This window comes from Streptomyces sp. NPDC050147, assembly GCF_040660195.1.
Classification (GTDB): Bacteria; Actinomycetota; Actinomycetes; order Streptomycetales; family Streptomycetaceae; genus Streptomyces.
This window is the reverse complement of sequence record NZ_JBFALJ010000007.1, coordinates 198652-213905: the sequence shown is the minus strand read 5'-3', so window position 1 is coordinate 213905 and position 15254 is coordinate 198652. Positions and strand designations below refer to the sequence as shown.

The 15254-nt window shown below is 69.8% G+C and carries 13 protein-coding genes; 5 read left to right on the top strand and 8 right to left on the bottom strand.

Features of this window, described 5'->3' with window-relative positions; translation table 11 throughout:
* The first annotated feature begins 198 nt into the window (after positions 1 to 198).
* Positions 199 to 1092, top strand: coding sequence for a PRC and DUF2382 domain-containing protein (locus AB0I94_RS14095; protein WP_363309788.1), 894 nt, complete (start codon positions 199 to 201; stop codon positions 1090 to 1092).
* Positions 1093 to 1229: 137 nt separating this feature from the next.
* Here AB0I94_RS14095 and AB0I94_RS14090 read toward each other — a convergent pair whose 3' ends face one another.
* Complete coding sequence (locus AB0I94_RS14090) at positions 1230 to 1643, bottom strand: hypothetical protein (RefSeq protein ID WP_363309787.1); 414 nt, start codon at positions 1641 to 1643, stop codon at positions 1230 to 1232.
* Positions 1644 to 1783: 140 nt separating this feature from the next.
* The gene (locus tag AB0I94_RS14085; RefSeq protein WP_363309786.1) at positions 1784 to 2200 is read right to left on the bottom strand and encodes a hypothetical protein; all 417 of its coding nucleotides are present in this window, start codon (positions 2198 to 2200) and stop codon (positions 1784 to 1786) included.
* 336 nt (positions 2201 to 2536) lie between these two features.
* Here AB0I94_RS14085 and AB0I94_RS14080 point away from each other — a divergent pair, with 336 nt between their 5' ends.
* Positions 2537 to 4114: a carbohydrate-binding protein gene (locus tag AB0I94_RS14080; RefSeq protein WP_363309785.1), complete on the top strand. Its 1578-nt coding sequence runs from the start codon at positions 2537 to 2539 to the stop codon at positions 4112 to 4114.
* Between the two features lie 74 nt (positions 4115 to 4188).
* Here the strand turns inward: AB0I94_RS14080 and AB0I94_RS14075 are convergent, their stop codons facing one another.
* From AB0I94_RS14075 to AB0I94_RS14055, 5 genes are all read right to left on the bottom strand, one after another.
* Positions 4189 to 5388 carry a sialidase family protein gene (locus AB0I94_RS14075; RefSeq protein ID WP_363309784.1) on the bottom strand — a complete coding sequence of 400 codons (1200 nt, stop codon included), beginning with the start codon at positions 5386 to 5388 and terminating at the stop codon, positions 4189 to 4191.
* A 54-nt stretch (positions 5389 to 5442) separates the two neighbouring features.
* The gene (locus AB0I94_RS14070) at positions 5443 to 6963 is read right to left on the bottom strand and encodes an alpha-N-arabinofuranosidase (protein ID WP_363309783.1); all 1521 of its coding nucleotides are present in this window, start codon (positions 6961 to 6963) and stop codon (positions 5443 to 5445) included.
* A gap of 81 nt (positions 6964 to 7044) precedes the next feature.
* On the bottom strand, positions 7045 to 7932 hold the full coding sequence (locus tag AB0I94_RS14065; RefSeq protein WP_363309782.1) for a carbohydrate ABC transporter permease: 888 nt from the start codon (positions 7930 to 7932) through the stop codon (positions 7045 to 7047).
* A gap of 2 nt (positions 7933 to 7934) precedes the next feature.
* Entirely contained in the window at positions 7935 to 8843 is a 909-nt protein-coding gene (locus AB0I94_RS14060) for a sugar ABC transporter permease (protein ID WP_363309780.1), read from the bottom strand.
* Positions 8844 to 8926: 83 nt separating this feature from the next.
* Positions 8927 to 10294: an extracellular solute-binding protein gene (locus tag AB0I94_RS14055; RefSeq protein WP_363309779.1), complete on the bottom strand. Its 1368-nt coding sequence runs from the start codon at positions 10292 to 10294 to the stop codon at positions 8927 to 8929.
* Between the two features lie 312 nt (positions 10295 to 10606).
* Here AB0I94_RS14055 and AB0I94_RS14050 point away from each other — a divergent pair, with 312 nt between their 5' ends.
* Together AB0I94_RS14050 and AB0I94_RS14045 are read left to right on the top strand one after the other, a co-directional pair.
* Positions 10607 to 11623, top strand: a complete 1017-nt coding sequence (locus AB0I94_RS14050; protein ID WP_363309778.1) for a LacI family DNA-binding transcriptional regulator — start codon at positions 10607 to 10609, stop codon at positions 11621 to 11623.
* 102 nt (positions 11624 to 11725) lie between these two features.
* Positions 11726 to 12505 carry an NAD(P)H-dependent oxidoreductase gene (locus AB0I94_RS14045; protein ID WP_363309777.1) on the top strand — a complete coding sequence of 260 codons (780 nt, stop codon included), beginning with the start codon at positions 11726 to 11728 and terminating at the stop codon, positions 12503 to 12505.
* Between the two features lie 25 nt (positions 12506 to 12530).
* On the opposite strand, the gene AB0I94_RS14040 is transcribed toward AB0I94_RS14045, so the two are convergent.
* Positions 12531 to 14513: a PE-PGRS family protein gene (locus tag AB0I94_RS14040; protein WP_363309776.1), complete on the bottom strand. Its 1983-nt coding sequence runs from the start codon at positions 14511 to 14513 to the stop codon at positions 12531 to 12533.
* A 38-nt stretch (positions 14514 to 14551) separates the two neighbouring features.
* Between AB0I94_RS14040 and AB0I94_RS14035 the strand changes: the two genes are divergently transcribed.
* Positions 14552 to 15112 (top strand): GNAT family N-acetyltransferase, encoded by a 561-nt coding sequence (locus AB0I94_RS14035; protein WP_363309775.1) that lies wholly within the window; start codon positions 14552 to 14554, stop codon positions 15110 to 15112.
* The last annotated feature ends 142 nt before the right edge of the window (positions 15113 to 15254 follow it).

Here is a 15254-nt window from a genome sequence, read left to right as displayed (position 1 = left end):
ACGAAGGAGACGGGGGCCAAATCCTCCCGATCGCCTGAAACAGCCCGCCGAAGGGCCTCAGCCGATCTCTCCGCGCACGCTCAGTGACTCTCCTGGTTGCGTCACCCACCCGTCCGGAGCGGGATGGAAGGGACGCGTGCGACGTCCGTTGGCGAGATTCGATTCTGCCCGTCGCGCGCTGCGAGGGAGTGATCACCCATGACTCAGGGCGAGGCCTTCACCAGCGCCGACGGGCTCGCGGGCCTTACGGCCTACGACCGGACCGGCGAGAAGATCGGCAGCGTCGAGCAGGTGTATCTCGACGACCGAACTGGGCGTCCCGAGTGGGTGACCGTCAAGACCGGTCTCTTCGGCATGAAGCAGAGCTTCGTGCCGCTCGCAGGAGCCCGCCGCCAGCAGGACGAGCTGCACGTGACGGCCACCAAGGAGGCCGTCAAGGAGGCTCCGCGCGTGGACGCCGACCAGCACCTCGAACCGGGCCAGGAGCAGGACCTCTACACCCACTACGGACTCACCCGGCCCAGTGGCACGCCGCGCTCCGCTCCGGCGGCAGGTGGCCGTGCCGGTGCCGCGGGCATGGCCGGAGCAGGGGCCGGCACGGGTGCCGGCATGGGCGAGGGCCGTGGACGCAACGCGGGCGCCCGTGAGTTCGCGATGCGCTCCGGCGCGGGCGACGAGGGCAAGACGGACGAGATGATCCGCTCGGAGGAGCGTCTTCGCGTCGGGACGGAAGAGCAAGAGGTCGGGCACGCCCGACTGCGCAAGGTGGTCGTCAGCGAAGACGTGAAGACCTCCGTCCCCATCTCCCACGAGGAGGTTCGCGTCGTACGCGAGCCCATCCGCGAGGGCGACCGCTCGCGCGCCAACATCGGCGAGGAGCAGACCGAGGTGACCCTGCACGCCGAGAAGGCGGTGGTCAGCAAGGAATCCGTGCCGGTCGAGCGCGTCCGCCTGGAGACCGAGAAGGTCACCGAGACCCAGGAGGTCTCCGACACGGTGCGCAAGGAGCAGATCGAGTTCGACGACGCCAAGGGCGAGCGCGGCGCGAAGGGCGAGAACTGGCGTGACCGGAAGCAGGGCCCGAGCCACTGACGCCCCTCAGGCCGCCCCGTACGAGGGCAACTGACGGCGGAGGGAGGGAGGGAGCACTTGCCCTGAGTGCTCCCTCCCTCCACGTCCGCTTCTGCCGGCCGCCGGTTCTTCGGTGCGTTCCGTCCATGAGCCGCCGGTCATCGAGCGTTCCGTCCATGACCGGCTTCCTCGCACGCGAGGCAGGCGGGGCCACCCTCGATCAGCACCCCGTCCTCCGACGCCGCTGCACAGATGCCGGGGCGATCGGGGTGGTTGGCCTGGCAGTGGCAGGTGCAGGTGTCGGTGACTGCTTCCAGGGAGGAGTCGCGTTGGGGGGCCAGGCCCATGCGGATGTCATGGCAGTTGCGGCACATCGGTACGTGCCGTGAGCCGCCGGTGGGCGCGTCGAGGACACCGGTGAAGCCTGGTTCGGCGTGACCGCTGCACGTTCCGGGGAACTCGGGGTGAGCGTCGCACGGGCAGTGGCAGGCGCTGGGGCTGGGGCTGGGCCCGGGGGGTGGGACGAAAGCTTGGGGCTGCTCTGCGTTCGGCGCGGGTGCGGGCTTGGTCATGTGTTCATTGTCCGGCCACGCCGCGCGTCCCTGTCAGGCGAACGTCCGGCGGTCCCCCGTGGGGGCTCCTCAAGCGTGATCCCGGCTGACGTCGACCAGCCCGGTCCTCCCCACCCGGACGAGCGGGAGCGCCGCACTCATCAAGCACCGCTCTCGGTCAGGCTGGCGGCGTCCGTCCGGCACGCCGCCGCCGCGGTCGCGATGACCTTCTCGTACAGCTCGTCGTCGAGCAGGACGGTGAGCCCGTACGCGATCCCCCACGCGACGGCCGCGGCGTCCTCACCGAGCGTCTGTTCCCGCTCGTGGAGTACGCGACCGAGGTAGTGGCCGTGCGGGCCCTTCGGACCTTGGCTCTCCGAGCGACGTCGGACGGCTTCGACGGCGCTCTGCGTGAACGTCCCGTAATCGGTGTCGCCCAGCAGCCGACGCAATTGCTCGAGCTGGGCGTGAGCGACACGCAGGCGCAGCGGCCAGTCTCGGCTGACGCCGAATCGCTCTTCCATGGCCTGCGTCAGATCGATCCGCCGGAACATCTCGTCGAGTGGGTCGTAGGTCATGATCTCTCGGTAACGGCCGCCGGGCCCCGGGCAGCGAAGGCTCGCTGCGAGCTCCCCCGTGTGGCCGCACATCAGTCCCGTCCACCCGGGCCTCGCCTCGCCTCACCTCGCCCGCGCGCTTTCCTGATCGCTGTGCACGTCGCACTGCCTCTGTTCGAGTTCGTGAACAAGGATCATGTACACGTCCATTGACGCGTACACAGCATGGCAATAGCTTCCAGGAAAGCGCTTTCCCCCGGCAGACGCAAGGGCCGGCTGTCCAGCCCATTCATCATGCCGAACCGGCGCACCTCACTTGATCCGGTCAGACACGCCAATCCCCCCTGGAGACCCTTGATGCGAACAAGATCCATCACCGCGTGCGTCGGCTTACTCGCCGGCACGGTCGTCGCGCTGTCCGGCAACGCCGCACAAGCCGCACCCGTCCTCCACGAGGCCGAGAACTCCCCCGCGGTCTGCACCGGCACCGTCGACTCCGACTGGGCCGGCTACTCCGGCAGCGGGTTCTGCAACGGCACCAACGCGGCAGGCGCCTATGTGCAGTTCACCGTGAACGCTCCGGCCGCAGGCACCGCGACGCTCAAGGTCCGCTTCGCCAACGGAACCACCGCCGCACGACCCGCGGACATCACGGTGAACGGCTCGACGGCCGCCTCGGCGTCGTTCGAGTCCACCGGCACGTGGGGCACGTGGGCGACGAAGACACTCACGGTGCCGGTGAGGGCCGGCAGCAACACCGTCCGGCTCAACCCCACCGCCTCCGCCGGACTGCCCAACATCGACTACCTCGACGCCGATGCGGGCGACGACACCACACCGCCGCCTTCGGCCTCCGCGCTGTACGTGGCTCCGAACGGAACCGACGGCGCGACCGGTACGCAATCCGATCCGACCACGCTCACCTCGGCGATCACGCGCATCACCCCGGGCGGAACGATCTACCTGCGCGGCGGGACGTACCGCCACGCGCAGACGGTCACCATCCCCCAGGGCAACAACGGCACCGCGAGCGACCGAACCGAGCTGTCCGCCTACCCGGGCGAGACGCCGGTCCTGAACTTCTCGGCCCAGAGCGAGAGCACGTCGAACCGCGGGCTCGCCGTCAACGGGTCGTACTGGCACGTCAAGGGCATTGTCGTCGAGCGGGCCGGTGACAACGGCATCTTCGTCGGCGGCAGCAACAACATCTTCGAGCGCACCGTGACCCGCTACAACCGGGACACCGGTCTGCAGCTCTCACGCATGCTGTCCAGCACCCCCAGCAGCCAGTGGCCGTCCAACAACCTCATCCTGAGCGCGGAGTCGCACGACAACGCCGACTCCGACGGCGAGGACGCCGACGGTTTCGCCGCGAAGCTCACCTCCGGGCCCGGGAACGTCTTCCGCTACGCCGTGGCCCACCACAACATCGACGACGGGTGGGACCTCTACACCAAGTCGGACACGGGCCCCATCGGCGCGGTGACCATCGAGGACTCGCTCGCCCACGGCAACGGCACCCTCAGCGACGGCTCCCAGGCCGGGAACGGTGACCGCAACGGCTACAAGCTCGGTGGCGAGGACATCGGGGTCAACCACGTCATCCGGCGCAACATCGCCCACAACAACGGCAAGCACGGGTTCACGTACAACAGGAACCTCGGGTCGATGACGGTGTCGGACAACGTCAGCATCGACAACGAAGAGCGCAACTACTCCTTCGACGGCGGCACTTCGGTGTTCCGGAGCAACACCTCCTGCCGCAGCAGCAGTGGGACGAACGACAAGATCATCGGCAACTCCGACAGCTCGAACCAGTTCTGGTCCGGTACGAACGGGTCCCGCTGCTCGTCGTACTCGGGGACGTTGAAGTGGTCCTTCGCTGCGGACGGGCGCCTCGTCGTGACCTTCGGGGGCAACGCGGTGACGCCGTGACAGACGGCCGTGACAGACGGGTGCCCCGCGTGTCCGCGATGCTCTCATCGCGGACACGCGGGGCACCCGCGCGCTCAGGCGGCGGGCACGGCCCCCGTGGCGTAGTAGGGCTTGCAGACCGAGCCGGACCAGTCCGTGGCTATTTCGAGGAGCCTGTTGCCGTCGGCCGACGGCAGCAGGCTTGAGCTGTAGTTGGGGCAGTAGTCGACGGTCGTCGACTCGACGGCCACCGGCGCGGGGATCTCCCGCCAACTTCCCGAGCCGCCGGCATTGTTGACCCAGACGGTGCGTCCGCTTGTGGCCGCCTTGCTGCCGTCGCGGTTGTACATGACCTGACCGACGAGGAAGAGCCTGCCCTTCGGGTTGCCCGCCTGAGGCGCCCACGCCAGGTTCGGCGCGTGCTTGAAGTATGTGCCGTCGGCGGTCTCCGGGCGGATACCCAGGTAGGTGGGAGAGCCCCAGTCCCAGCCGTCGGACGACGTCCGGTAGTGCACCACGCACTGGAACTGGCCCGCGGCGGCGCAGATCTCGAACGACATGAAGTAGGTCCCGTCGCCCATCTTGCGCACCACCGCCATGCCGGGCCGGTCCGAGGCCAGGGTGCTGGCGACGGTGTCGTGGTGGCCCGTCCAGGTCACCCCGTTCGCGGTGCGGGCGGCCACCAGCTTCTGGCTGTGCCCGGCGTCGGTCTCGTCGGAGTAGTGCGCCACGAGCTGCCCGGAGGCGTCGACGGAGAACTCCGGCTCCCACAGCCCCTTGTCGTTCGACGCCGTGGCGATCGTGGAGAGGTAATTCCAACTGCGGCCCACATCCGTGCTCTTGAAGACCCGCAGAGCCATCCGCCGGCCGGGCTCGTCCTGCCCGACCGAGGCCGCCCACAACAGCGTCCCGGCGGGCAGTTTGCCGATGCGCCGCGGGAGTTCGTACAGCGTCGAGCAGCACAACCCCTGCCCGCCGGCGGCCTCCGGGTCGCGCACCGTGCCGACCTCGCGGAACGACGCGCCCCCGTCCGTGCTCTCATGGATGGCACCGAGCCCGTCGTTCCCGGAGAACGTCACCACGGAGGCCAGGACCCGGCCGTTGGCGTCGCCGTTGTGGGCGAGTCTGACGGCGCGTGGGTACAGGCCGGTGCCATCGCGCAGCAAGGTGCCGGTCGCGGCATCGGCAGGAGTACCGGACTGCGTGACGAGCAGCGCCGCCACGAGTGCGAGCAGCAGGGGGAACAGAACAGTGGGACGGAGGAGACGTGGTCGTGCGGGGTCGTGCGCTGACATGGGCCTCTCCTGACTCTGCGGCTGATGGGGGCAAGCGGTGAACCGGGCGTTGGGTCACTTCTGTCGAGGTGCGAGCCGAATGACGTTCCAGGAAATCGGCGGAAGTTCCGCCGTCAGCGCGCCCTCGGCGGTGATGTGCGTTCCGGACGCGCGGCGCGGCACCACTCGGTCCGGCTCCGCCTCGGTGTTGACCGCGTCAGGGTCCTGGTCGGCCAGGACCAGGTGCTCCACGACGCGGTACCCGGCGGCTTCACCGCGCAGCGCGGCCTGAAGCAGCAGCACGTTCTCCTGGTCACGGTTGACGGCGAGGACGGTGAGCGCGCCGGTCTCCTCGTCGTGCGTCACCACGGTGTCGAGGGCACAGACGTCCCCGTACTGAGAGGTGTCGATGCGGGGCCCGGTGACGTCGGTGCGCAGTACGCGTCCGGTGGCGAACCGGGCCGCCTGGGCGAAGGGGTGGAAGATGGTCTGGCGCCAGCTGGCGCCGCCCGGCTCGGTCCGGATGGGCGCGATGACGTTGACCAGCTGGGCCAGGCAGGCCACGGCCACCCGGTCGGCGTTGCGCAGCAGCGTGATGAGCAGCGAGCCGACCACGGCGGCGTCGGTCACGCTGTAGGTGTCCTCGATGAGGCGGGGTGTCTCGGCCGTCTGAAGGTTGCGCTCGCCGGGGAAGCGGGCGGCGTACCAGACGTTCCACTCGTCGAAGGACAGCTTGATGTGCTTCTTGGCGCCCCGCACCGCCCGCACGTGGTCGGCGGTCGACACCACGTCGCGGATGTACTGGTCCATGTGCGCGCCCGAGGCGAGGAAGCTGGCGCGGTCGCCGTCGAACTCCTCGTAGTAGGCGTGCAGGGAGAGGTAGTCGACCTCGTCGTACGTCTGCTCGAGGACCTCGCGCTCCCAGGTGCCGAAGGTGGGCATCCGCGAGTTGGAGCTGCCGCACGCGACGAGTTCGATGGACGGGTCGACCTGGCGCATCGCCTTGCCGGCCTCGGCCGCGAGCCGCCCGTACTCGGTGGCCGACTTGTGGCCCGTCTGCCACGGACCGTCCATCTCGTTGCCCAGGCACCACAGCTTCACGCCGTGCGGCTCGCTGACTCCGTGCTTGACGCGCAGGTCCGACCAGGCGGTGCCGCCCGGGTGGTTGCAGTACTCGACCAGCGCGCGGGCGGCGTCGATACCGCGCGTCCCGAGGTTCACAGCCATCATCGGGTCAAGGCTCAACTGCCGTGCCCAGCCGAGGAATTCGTTGGTGCCGACGCGGTTGGTCTCGATGGAGCGCCAGGCCAGGTCGAGACGGCGCGGGCGGTCGGCGACCGGGCCGACGCCGTCCTCCCAGTGGTAGCCGGAGACGAAGTTGCCACCGGGGTAGCGCACGAGGCCGGTGCCCAGTTCGCGGACCAGCTCGGCGACGTCGCCGCGGAAACCGTCGGCGTCCGCGGTGGGGTGTCCGGGGTCGTGGATGCCGGTGTAGACGCAGCGTCCCATGTGCTCGACGAAAGTTCCGTACAGGCGCGGGTCGACGTCTCCGACGCTGAACTCCGGGTCGATGACGAACCGTGCGGTGTGCGGCATGTTCTGGTGCCTCTCTGTGGTGCGGACTCTTTGCTTGACGCGGGACGGGACGGGGTGAAGGTGGGGTTCGGCGAGGAGTGGCTATTTGAGGCCGGTGCCTGCGATGCCCTCGACGATGCGGCGCTGGAACAGCGCGAAGACGGCGAGCAGTGGGATCGCGCCGAGCACGGCGGACGCCATGAGCTGGGCGTAGGGAACGCCGAACACGTCCTGGACGGAGGTGAGTCCGACGGGCAGCGTCATCATCTCGGGGTCGGTCACCACGAGCAGCGGCCACAGGAAGTTGTTCCAGACGCCGACGAACACGAAGATCGTGACGGCGGAGACGGCCGGGCGGGAGACCGGCATCACGATCTGCCAGTACGTGCGCAGCCAGCCCGCGCCGTCCGCGCGTGCCGCGTCGATCAGCTCCCGCGGGATGCCGTCGAAGAACTGCTTGAAGACGAACACGGCCACCACGTTGGGCACTTGTGGCAGTACGACACCCCAGTAGGTGTTCAGGAGCCCCGCCGACTGAAGCGCGAGGAACTGCGGGATCATCAGGACCTGGCCCGGGATCATGATCCCGGCGAGCAGCATCACGAACGCGGCCCGGCGCAGCCGGAAGCGGGTCTGTGACAGGGCGAAGGCGGCCAGGGACGCCATGATCACGGTGAGGACCGTGGTGAGGATCGAGGTGATGAAGCTGTTGGCGTACCAGTAGGGCAGCTTGCCCGCGTCGAAGATCTCCCCGTACGCGTCCAGGGTCGGATGCGCGGTGAACCACCCGGTCGGATGGGTGACGACCTCCTGCGCGGGCCGCACCGACGTGGCGAGCGCCCACGCCAGCGGCACCAGCCACAGGAGCGCGAGGGCGATGAGCGTGCCGAGCGCCACCCGATTGAAGAGGCGCTCCGAATCCCGGCGGCGGGCCGGGGGCGTGGTGGCACCGCGCTGTTGTGTCTCGGGGCGCGTGGCGATCGCGGTCATGGTCAGTTCTCCTTCTCGGCGCGGCGTACGAGGGCGAACCAGACGAGGGAGACGAACAGGATCACCAGGAACAGCAGCAGCGACACGGTCGAGGCGTAGCCCACGCGGCCCTCGACGAACCCGGTGTCGTAGATGAGCTGGAGCGAGGGGCGGGTGCTGCCGTCGGGGCCGCCGTTGGTCATCATGTAGATCTGGTCGAAGACCTTCAGCGAGGCGATGACCTGCAACACCGTCACCAGCGTCGTCGTACGGCCCAGCATCGGCACGACCACGTGCCGGATGCGCTGCCAGGGTCCGGCCCCGTCGATGGCGGCTGCCTCGTGGACCTCGCGCGGCACATCCTGCAGACCGGCCAGGTAGAGCACGAAATTGAAGCCGATGGTCCACCACACCGTGGCCGCCGCGATGGAGACCATCGCCCAGTCCGGGTCGCCGAGCCAGGACGGCGGGGTGTCGACGCCGAACCACGTCACCACTTCCTGGGCCAGGCCCAGTTGATCGGCGTAGATGAACATGAAGAGCAGCGAGATGACCGCGGAGGGCAGCACGAACGGCGCGAAGAAGGCGAACCGGAAGAACCAGCGCCCGCGCACGAACCGGTCGGCGAGCAGCGCGAGAGCCAGGCTGAGCAGCACCAGCGGCACGGTCGTCAGGACCGTGAACCACAGCGTGTTGCGCAGAGTCCGCCAGAACTCCGCGTCGCCGAGCACCTCCGTGTAGTTCGAAAGGCCCGCGAAGTCACCGAGGCCGCTCTTGAGCAGGCTGGTCTCGAAGAATCCGGCGACCACGGTGTAGAGGAGCGGCCCCACCAGGAACACCAGGTAGAAGAGGGCGAAGGGCAGCAGCATCCCCGGTCCTGCCCAGCGGTCGCCTCTGCTGGACGTCGGGGTGGGAGCGGTTGTCGTGGCCACGGTTCGGCCTTTCGGTCAAGGCGTACGGGATCCGAGGGAGGGTGGAACAAGGGGGGTCGAGCGGCGGTCGTGGGCGGCGCGTGTCACACGGGAGCGGGTCGCGACGCCAGGTCGCGCAGCTCGCGGCGCATCCGCGCGGCGCCCGCCGTCGGGCTGGTGTCACCGGTGAAGACGGAGGTCACGGCGTCGCCCACCACGTTCTGCAGGGTGCTGCCCGCGCCGCCGTACCAGGCGGCCGGGTCGTAGACCGCGCCGTCGGCGGCCGTGGCGTAGTGCGATTGCGGCACCAGTTCCTTGTACGCGCGTGAACGCTGTGTCGGCAGCCAGGCAGGCACATGGCCGCCCTGGGACCACAACTTGCTGGAGTGCAGCATCGACGCGACGAACCCCAGGGAGAGATCGAGGCGCTGGGCGGAAGCGGTGGGCGCCTTGGGCAGCACCAGGGCGTGCGAATCGGCGGCGCAGGCGTAGGGCGCGTCCTTGAAGATGCGCGGCAGGGGCCGCATGTCGAATGTCACCTTCGCCGACTGGACCGCGAGGACCTGCCAGACGCCGTCCATCAGGAATCCGGCTTTTCCGGTGGTCAGCAGCGTGATGGCGCCTTTCCCGTCGGTGTTGGCGGGGATCACCTTCTCCTGGCTGAGACGGCGGATGTACGAGAGCGCCTCGGCCGCGGCAGCCGTGTCGATGACCACCCGCTTGCCCTGCTCGGCGACGAGATCCCCGCCGCCGAGCTGCCGGTACAGCGACCAGAACAGCCGGAACTGCATCGAGGCCTCCTTCACCGACGCGACCGAACCGCCCCAGGCACCGGTGACCTCCTTGGCCGCGCGCAGCGCGTCGATGAACGCGTCGGGCCCGTCCACGTCCGCCAACTGGCCCTGCCCGTCGAGCAGTCCGGCCTTCTTCGCGATGTCCGTGCGGAAGAAGAGCACAAAAGGGTGCGTGTCGAGCGGAACGGCGTGCGGTGCACCGTCGAACCGGGATTTTCGCCATGGCCGTGCGTCGAACTTGTCCTCGGTCAGACCGTGCCGGGCCAGATCCTCGGCGCGGAGTTCGGTGAGCAGGCCGGCCTCGGCGAGCGTGGGCAACTTCGACAGATGGATGACCGCGACCTGCGGCGGCCGGTCACCGAGCGTGGCGAGGGTGAGCTTCGTGTAGTACGGGTTGCCCCACAAGAACGTCGCCGATTTCAGTTCGGTGGAGCGGTGCGCGGCCCGGTAGACGTCCTGCATCGCGAGCATCCGCTCGCCGTCGCCGCCGGTGAACGGATTCCAGAAGTTCAGCCGCGACGGCGAGGGCGCGCCGCCGGTGAACCCCTGCGCGAGGGTGCTGCCGCAGCCGCCGACGGCGAGTGCGGCGGCGCCGGCCGCACCGAGCGCGACCCCTCCACGCAGCACATGACGGCGGGACGGGGTGGGCGGCGACAGGGTCGGTATGCGGTCCCGCATGGGCATGCGTCCTTCCACGGCGAACAAGACGAACAAGGCGGGTGAGACGGATCAAGACAGGCAAGCAAGGCGGACAAGACTGATACGAGTACAACGTTGGAATACGCCTCCGCGACAACCGCACCTCGTGGTCGCCACTGCGTTTACAACGTTGTACTCAGCTGGCAATACGGCGTCAACACCTAGGCACGCATTACCTGTTCACATACTCAGCCCACTCGGGGTACGCGTGTCCGCTCCCCCCGGGTTACAACGTTGGACCATGACGTACGCTGCTGCTGTCGGGGGAGGTCAGGGGGAGGGAGGAACACCGTGGCAGGCACCCGCCTGAAGGACGTCGCGGAGCGCGCCGGGGTATCGATCAAGACGGTGTCCAACGTCGTCCGGGGTGAGACCAGAGTCGCCGACCGGACCCGCGAGCGCGTCCTGCGTGCCATCGCCGACCTGGACTATCAACCCAACGCCTCCGCCCGCCACTTGCGCACCGGACGCAGCGGCATCATCGCCCTCGCCGTGCCCGAACTCGTAGCTCCGTACTTCGCCGAACTGGCCGCGCAGGTCATCACCGCCGCGAAGAAGCGCGGCTGCACGGTGCTCATCGAGGACACCGGGGGCAGCGCGCAGGAGGAGCTCCGCATCGCTTCCGGGCTCAGCGATCCGCTCATCGACGGTGTCCTGCTCAGCCCGCTCCGCCTCGACGAGCAGGCCCTGGCCGCCCGCGAACGCCGCGTGCCGCTCGTGCTTCTGGGCGAGAGGTCGTACGAGATCCCCGCCGATCACGTCCTGATCGACAACTCGGCGGCGGCGCGGGAGGCAACCGACCACCTCCTGTCCCTCGGCCGGCGCCGCGTCGCCGTCATCGGGCAGCCCTCGGGCCCCGCCCACGCGACGACGGTCCAGCGCATGCACGGTTATCTGACGGCGCTGCACGCGGCAGGCGTCCCGCACGACCCTCGACTGGCCCCGCACACGAGCTCGTTCACCCGCGCCGCGGGAGCCGCCGCGATGCAGGCGCTGCTGACGCTGGACGACCCGCCGGACGCCGTCTTCTGCTTCAACGACATGCTGGCCTCCGGCGCGCTGCGGGTGGCACACGAGAACGGGCTGCGGGTCCCGCACGACCTGGCCGTCGTCGGCTTCGACGACGTGGAGGAGTCCCGCTACAGCGTGCCGAGCCTGACCACCGTCGCCCCCGACAAGCGGGGCATCGCGGAACTGGCCGTGGACGCGCTCCTCCGCAGGATCGACGCGGGCGCGATGGCCCCGCACACGCGACTCACCGCGGGATACGAACTCAGGGTGCGGGAGAGTACGCGCGCGCCCGGCTGAAGCGGCCGGCGCGGCACCGCGATCAAGCGGTGGCCAGATCCTTTCACCCCCTGGCCACCTGGCCACTCGTCCTCCACCGAGCAGCGGCGGAGGATCGACGGCATGAAGATTCTCTGGGTGTTCGCACATCCCGAACCGCAATCCCTCAACGGCTCCTTGCGTGACACTGGGATACAGGAACTGCGCGACCTCGGGCACGAGGTCCGCCAGTCCGATCTCTACGCGATGGACTGGAAACCCGTGGTGGACTCCGGTGACTTCCACCGTGAGACGGTCGACCGGCTGCTGGTCGGCGCGGCACAGGAACACGGCTACGGCGCGGGGGGACTCACGGACGACATCGCCGCCGAGCAGGAGAAGATCGCCTGGGCCGATGCGCTGGTGTTCCAGTTCCCACTGTGGTGGTTCGGGCCGCCCGCCATCCTCAAGGGGTGGTTCGACCGGGTGCTCGTACAGGGCTTCGCCTTCGGGCTCCAGGATCACGCGGGGCGCACCCTGCGCTACGGCGACGGGGGGCTCGTCGGCAAGCGCGCCATGGTCATCACCACGGTCGGCGCACGGGAGTCGGGCTTCGGGCCGCGCGGGATCCACGGGCAGCTGGACGAGGTGCTGTTCCCCGTGCTGCACGGCACCTTCTGGTACACGGGGATGGACGCGCTTCCGCCGTACGTCGTCTACGGAGCGGACCGCCTCGACGAAGCCGGCTACGGCGACCGCGCGGCCGAACTGCGCGAGCGGCTCCGCGCACTGCCGGTCACCGAGCCGCTCCCCTACCGCCACGAGCACCGCGGCGATTACGACGACGCACTCGTCCTGCAGCCGGAGATCGAACCCGGCCTCACCGGCGTCGCGGCCCACCGCTCACGGACACCAGGGCACTGACACCGCCCCCCTCGCCCACGCCCTCTCAGCCCCGGAGACGTTCGATCATCTGCCGCATGACGCCGACGGGAAGGGCCGGATGCCGAGCCGCGTCCTGTGCGGTGTCCCTGTCCCCAAGAAGCCGAACCAGCACCTGCGCGGGCAGCCCCGGGTGGCTGGCGGCAACGCGGCGTACGGAATCGTCAGAATCGTCGAGCAGCCGTATCGCCGAGGCCACCGTCAGCCGGGGGTCGGTGGCGGCTCGGCGGCGCACTTCCTCGCTGGGGTCACGGCTGAAGCGCTCCACCAGGCCGGGCGTCGACTCCGGATCGTCCAGAGCGAGCTGACGCATGCGGGGGTTCGTGTCCTCGGTGTGGCGCAGCAGGCCGCTGCGGGGGAAGTTCGGGTGCCCGTGCGGGCGGTCGGGGGTGCTCAGGCTGCCGGTCCACCACTGCCATACCCCCAGGAGCATGTCGGCGGGTGCGTCGTCGCAGGATTCGGCGAGGAAGAGCCGCACGACACGGTCCTCGTCCTTGGCCAGGAGTTCGACGACGTCCGGCGGGAGGCGGCGGGCTCGGGCGACGCTTCTGCGTACGAGGGGGTGGGTGGCGGCGGCAAGGCGGCGCATGGCGGCGGGGTCGTGATGGAGCGCTTTGACCCAGCCGAGCGAGTGGTGGTGGCCCCGCGGGTCGAAGGTGACGGGGATGGCCGACCGTTGTTCCTCTGTGAGGTCGGGACGCGTGGCCACCACACCGCGAACACCCGCGTCGGAGTCCTGGGCGAGGAGGGCGACAAGGTCGGGGTCCAGGCGCGTATTGCATGCGAGGGAGCCGCGCCGGGACGCATCACCGTGGCGGGCCAGGTGTTCGGCGAGGTCACGCTCCAGCAGGCAGCTCTCCACCGCGCGATCCGTGAGCCCCTCGGCCTCGAAGACCGACCGGGACAGCGGGTGATCCTGGTGGTGGCGCAACAACGCAATGGTGCGGACCTTGCCGTCAGGGTCGGCGAGCAGCTTGTGCCGCGCCGGCTCATCAAGGTGGGGCCACGCCTCGCGGCAGGCGGCAGCGCGTACGACCGGCTCGGGATCGGCGGCCAGGTCGGTCAGGATGCGTGCGGGCAGTCCGGTGAGGCGAGCCGCCTCCTCGCGAACCTGGGCGGAGGGATCGGCGGCGAGTTCCCGGTAGGCGGCGTCGCCGAGTTCGTCGCGCCGGTCCGCCGCGTTCATGGTGAGGATCCACCGACGCCGGGAGTCCTCCTCGCCGAGGATCAGGCGGGTCCATTGGCCGGGCGTGAGGCCCGGCTGCACCTCGGCCAGCAACTGCCGTACGTTCCAGTCCGGATGGGCGATGGCCGCCTCCACCACCGGGGCGGGCAGCCGACGCCACAGCAGGTGATGCGAGAGTCCCAGCAGGTCGCCCCGCAGATCGTCGGGCGTGGCCGGGTTGAGGGCAAGTCCATGCGCCCACGCCTGACGCACCTCTGCCGTCGGCCCCCGTCCCGTGCCCTGGAACAGCGAGGCCCAGGCCGCTGCCCGCTCACGCGGGGTCTCCTGGGCCTGCGCCTGGGCAGTCGCCTCCTGCCGTTCTCTTACGCCGCTCATGACGACGAGCCGGACCTCCGACTCCTCGGTGATCACACCCAGCAGGGCGTCCCCGTCCCAGGACAGCGCGACGAAGTCCGGCCGGTGCGCCCGCTCACCCGCCGCCGCAAGGCTCCCGTTCGCGGTGAGCCGGACCCGCGTCCAGCGCCGGGGCGCGCAGCGCATCCGGTCCCCGGCGACCGCGAGCAGGACGACACCCTCCTCGTCCACGATCCCCAGATCGACGGCGAGCCGATGCCACCGCGCGTCGACCTCGGCGTCCACGTCATGGCGGTCTCCGTCAACGGCGACGACGGCCCGGGTTTCTCCCGTGAGGACCCAATGCCACGCGGACCGAGGCGGCAGCACGTTCTCGCCACGGCCGTCCCCCACAACGTCCCATCCGGCGCGGCGCGACAACTCCGCGAGCTCGTCTCCCCCACATGTCATGGGACGTCATCCTGCCGCAACCGCTAGGTTCTCTGACTATGCAGCTCTTCGGCTCAGACGTCCTCGCCGTCGCCGAGCGCCTCACCGACGCCTACGTCGAGGTGTTCACCGCCCCGCCCTGGGACCACAGAGACCCCGCCGCCACCCGGAAGGCGTTTCGCGGGCGTCTGGAGGCCGACGCACACCGGCCGGGTTTCCGCGCCGCCCTCTCCCTGTCGCCCGAGGGCGAAGTGGACGGTTTCGTCACCGGCTGGATCACACAGGCCCCGTTCCCCGCCGACCGCGCCTACGGCAAGGTGACACAACGGCTCGGCTCCGTTTCCGTGGACGAGCTGCTGGTGGGAGCTTTCGAGATCGACGAGCTGGGGGTACGTGAGCGTGCCCGCGGGACGGGCCTGGGGCGGCGGTTGCTGTCCGCCCTCACCGCCACCGCTCCCGGCGGCCGGGCCTGGCTGCTGACCTGGGATCAGGCCCATGGGACGCTCGCGTTCTACCGTCGCCTGGGCTGGCACGAGCCGAAGCCCCTGGCCGGCCAGGGAACCGACGTCGTCGTGTTCCTGTCCGCTCCGGCATCGGCGCCGCCCGGCCGCACCACCTGAGCCGTTCCCCATCCCCGTACGCGCGGCCGAGGGCGCCCCGTTGCGCGAACTCGTCAGACGCCTGGGCCGGGGCCGGGACTCGCGTCCAGCGCCGCGAGCAGCGCGTGTGCACATCCCGTCAGATGAGCCGGGTCGGCCGGGG

Coding starts and splice junctions, on each gene's coding strand:
- AB0I94_RS14095 (WP_363309788.1), top strand. CDS start 199: ATGACTCAGGGCGAGGCCTTCACCAGCGCCGACGGGCTCGCGGGCCTT.
- AB0I94_RS14090 (WP_363309787.1), bottom strand. CDS start 1,643: ATGACCAAGCCCGCACCCGCGCCGAACGCAGAGCAGCCCCAAGCTTTC.
- AB0I94_RS14085 (WP_363309786.1), bottom strand. CDS start 2,200: ATGACCTACGACCCACTCGACGAGATGTTCCGGCGGATCGATCTGACG.
- AB0I94_RS14080 (WP_363309785.1), top strand. CDS start 2,537: ATGCGAACAAGATCCATCACCGCGTGCGTCGGCTTACTCGCCGGCACG.
- AB0I94_RS14075 (WP_363309784.1), bottom strand. CDS start 5,388: ATGTCAGCGCACGACCCCGCACGACCACGTCTCCTCCGTCCCACTGTT.
- AB0I94_RS14070 (WP_363309783.1), bottom strand. CDS start 6,963: ATGCCGCACACCGCACGGTTCGTCATCGACCCGGAGTTCAGCGTCGGA.
- AB0I94_RS14065 (WP_363309782.1), bottom strand. CDS start 7,932: ATGACCGCGATCGCCACGCGCCCCGAGACACAACAGCGCGGTGCCACC.
- AB0I94_RS14055 (WP_363309779.1), bottom strand. CDS start 10,294: ATGCGGGACCGCATACCGACCCTGTCGCCGCCCACCCCGTCCCGCCGT.
- AB0I94_RS14045 (WP_363309777.1), top strand. CDS start 11,726: ATGAAGATTCTCTGGGTGTTCGCACATCCCGAACCGCAATCCCTCAAC.
- AB0I94_RS14040 (WP_363309776.1), bottom strand. CDS start 14,513: ATGACATGTGGGGGAGACGAGCTCGCGGAGTTGTCGCGCCGCGCCGGA.
- AB0I94_RS14035 (WP_363309775.1), top strand. CDS start 14,552: ATGCAGCTCTTCGGCTCAGACGTCCTCGCCGTCGCCGAGCGCCTCACC.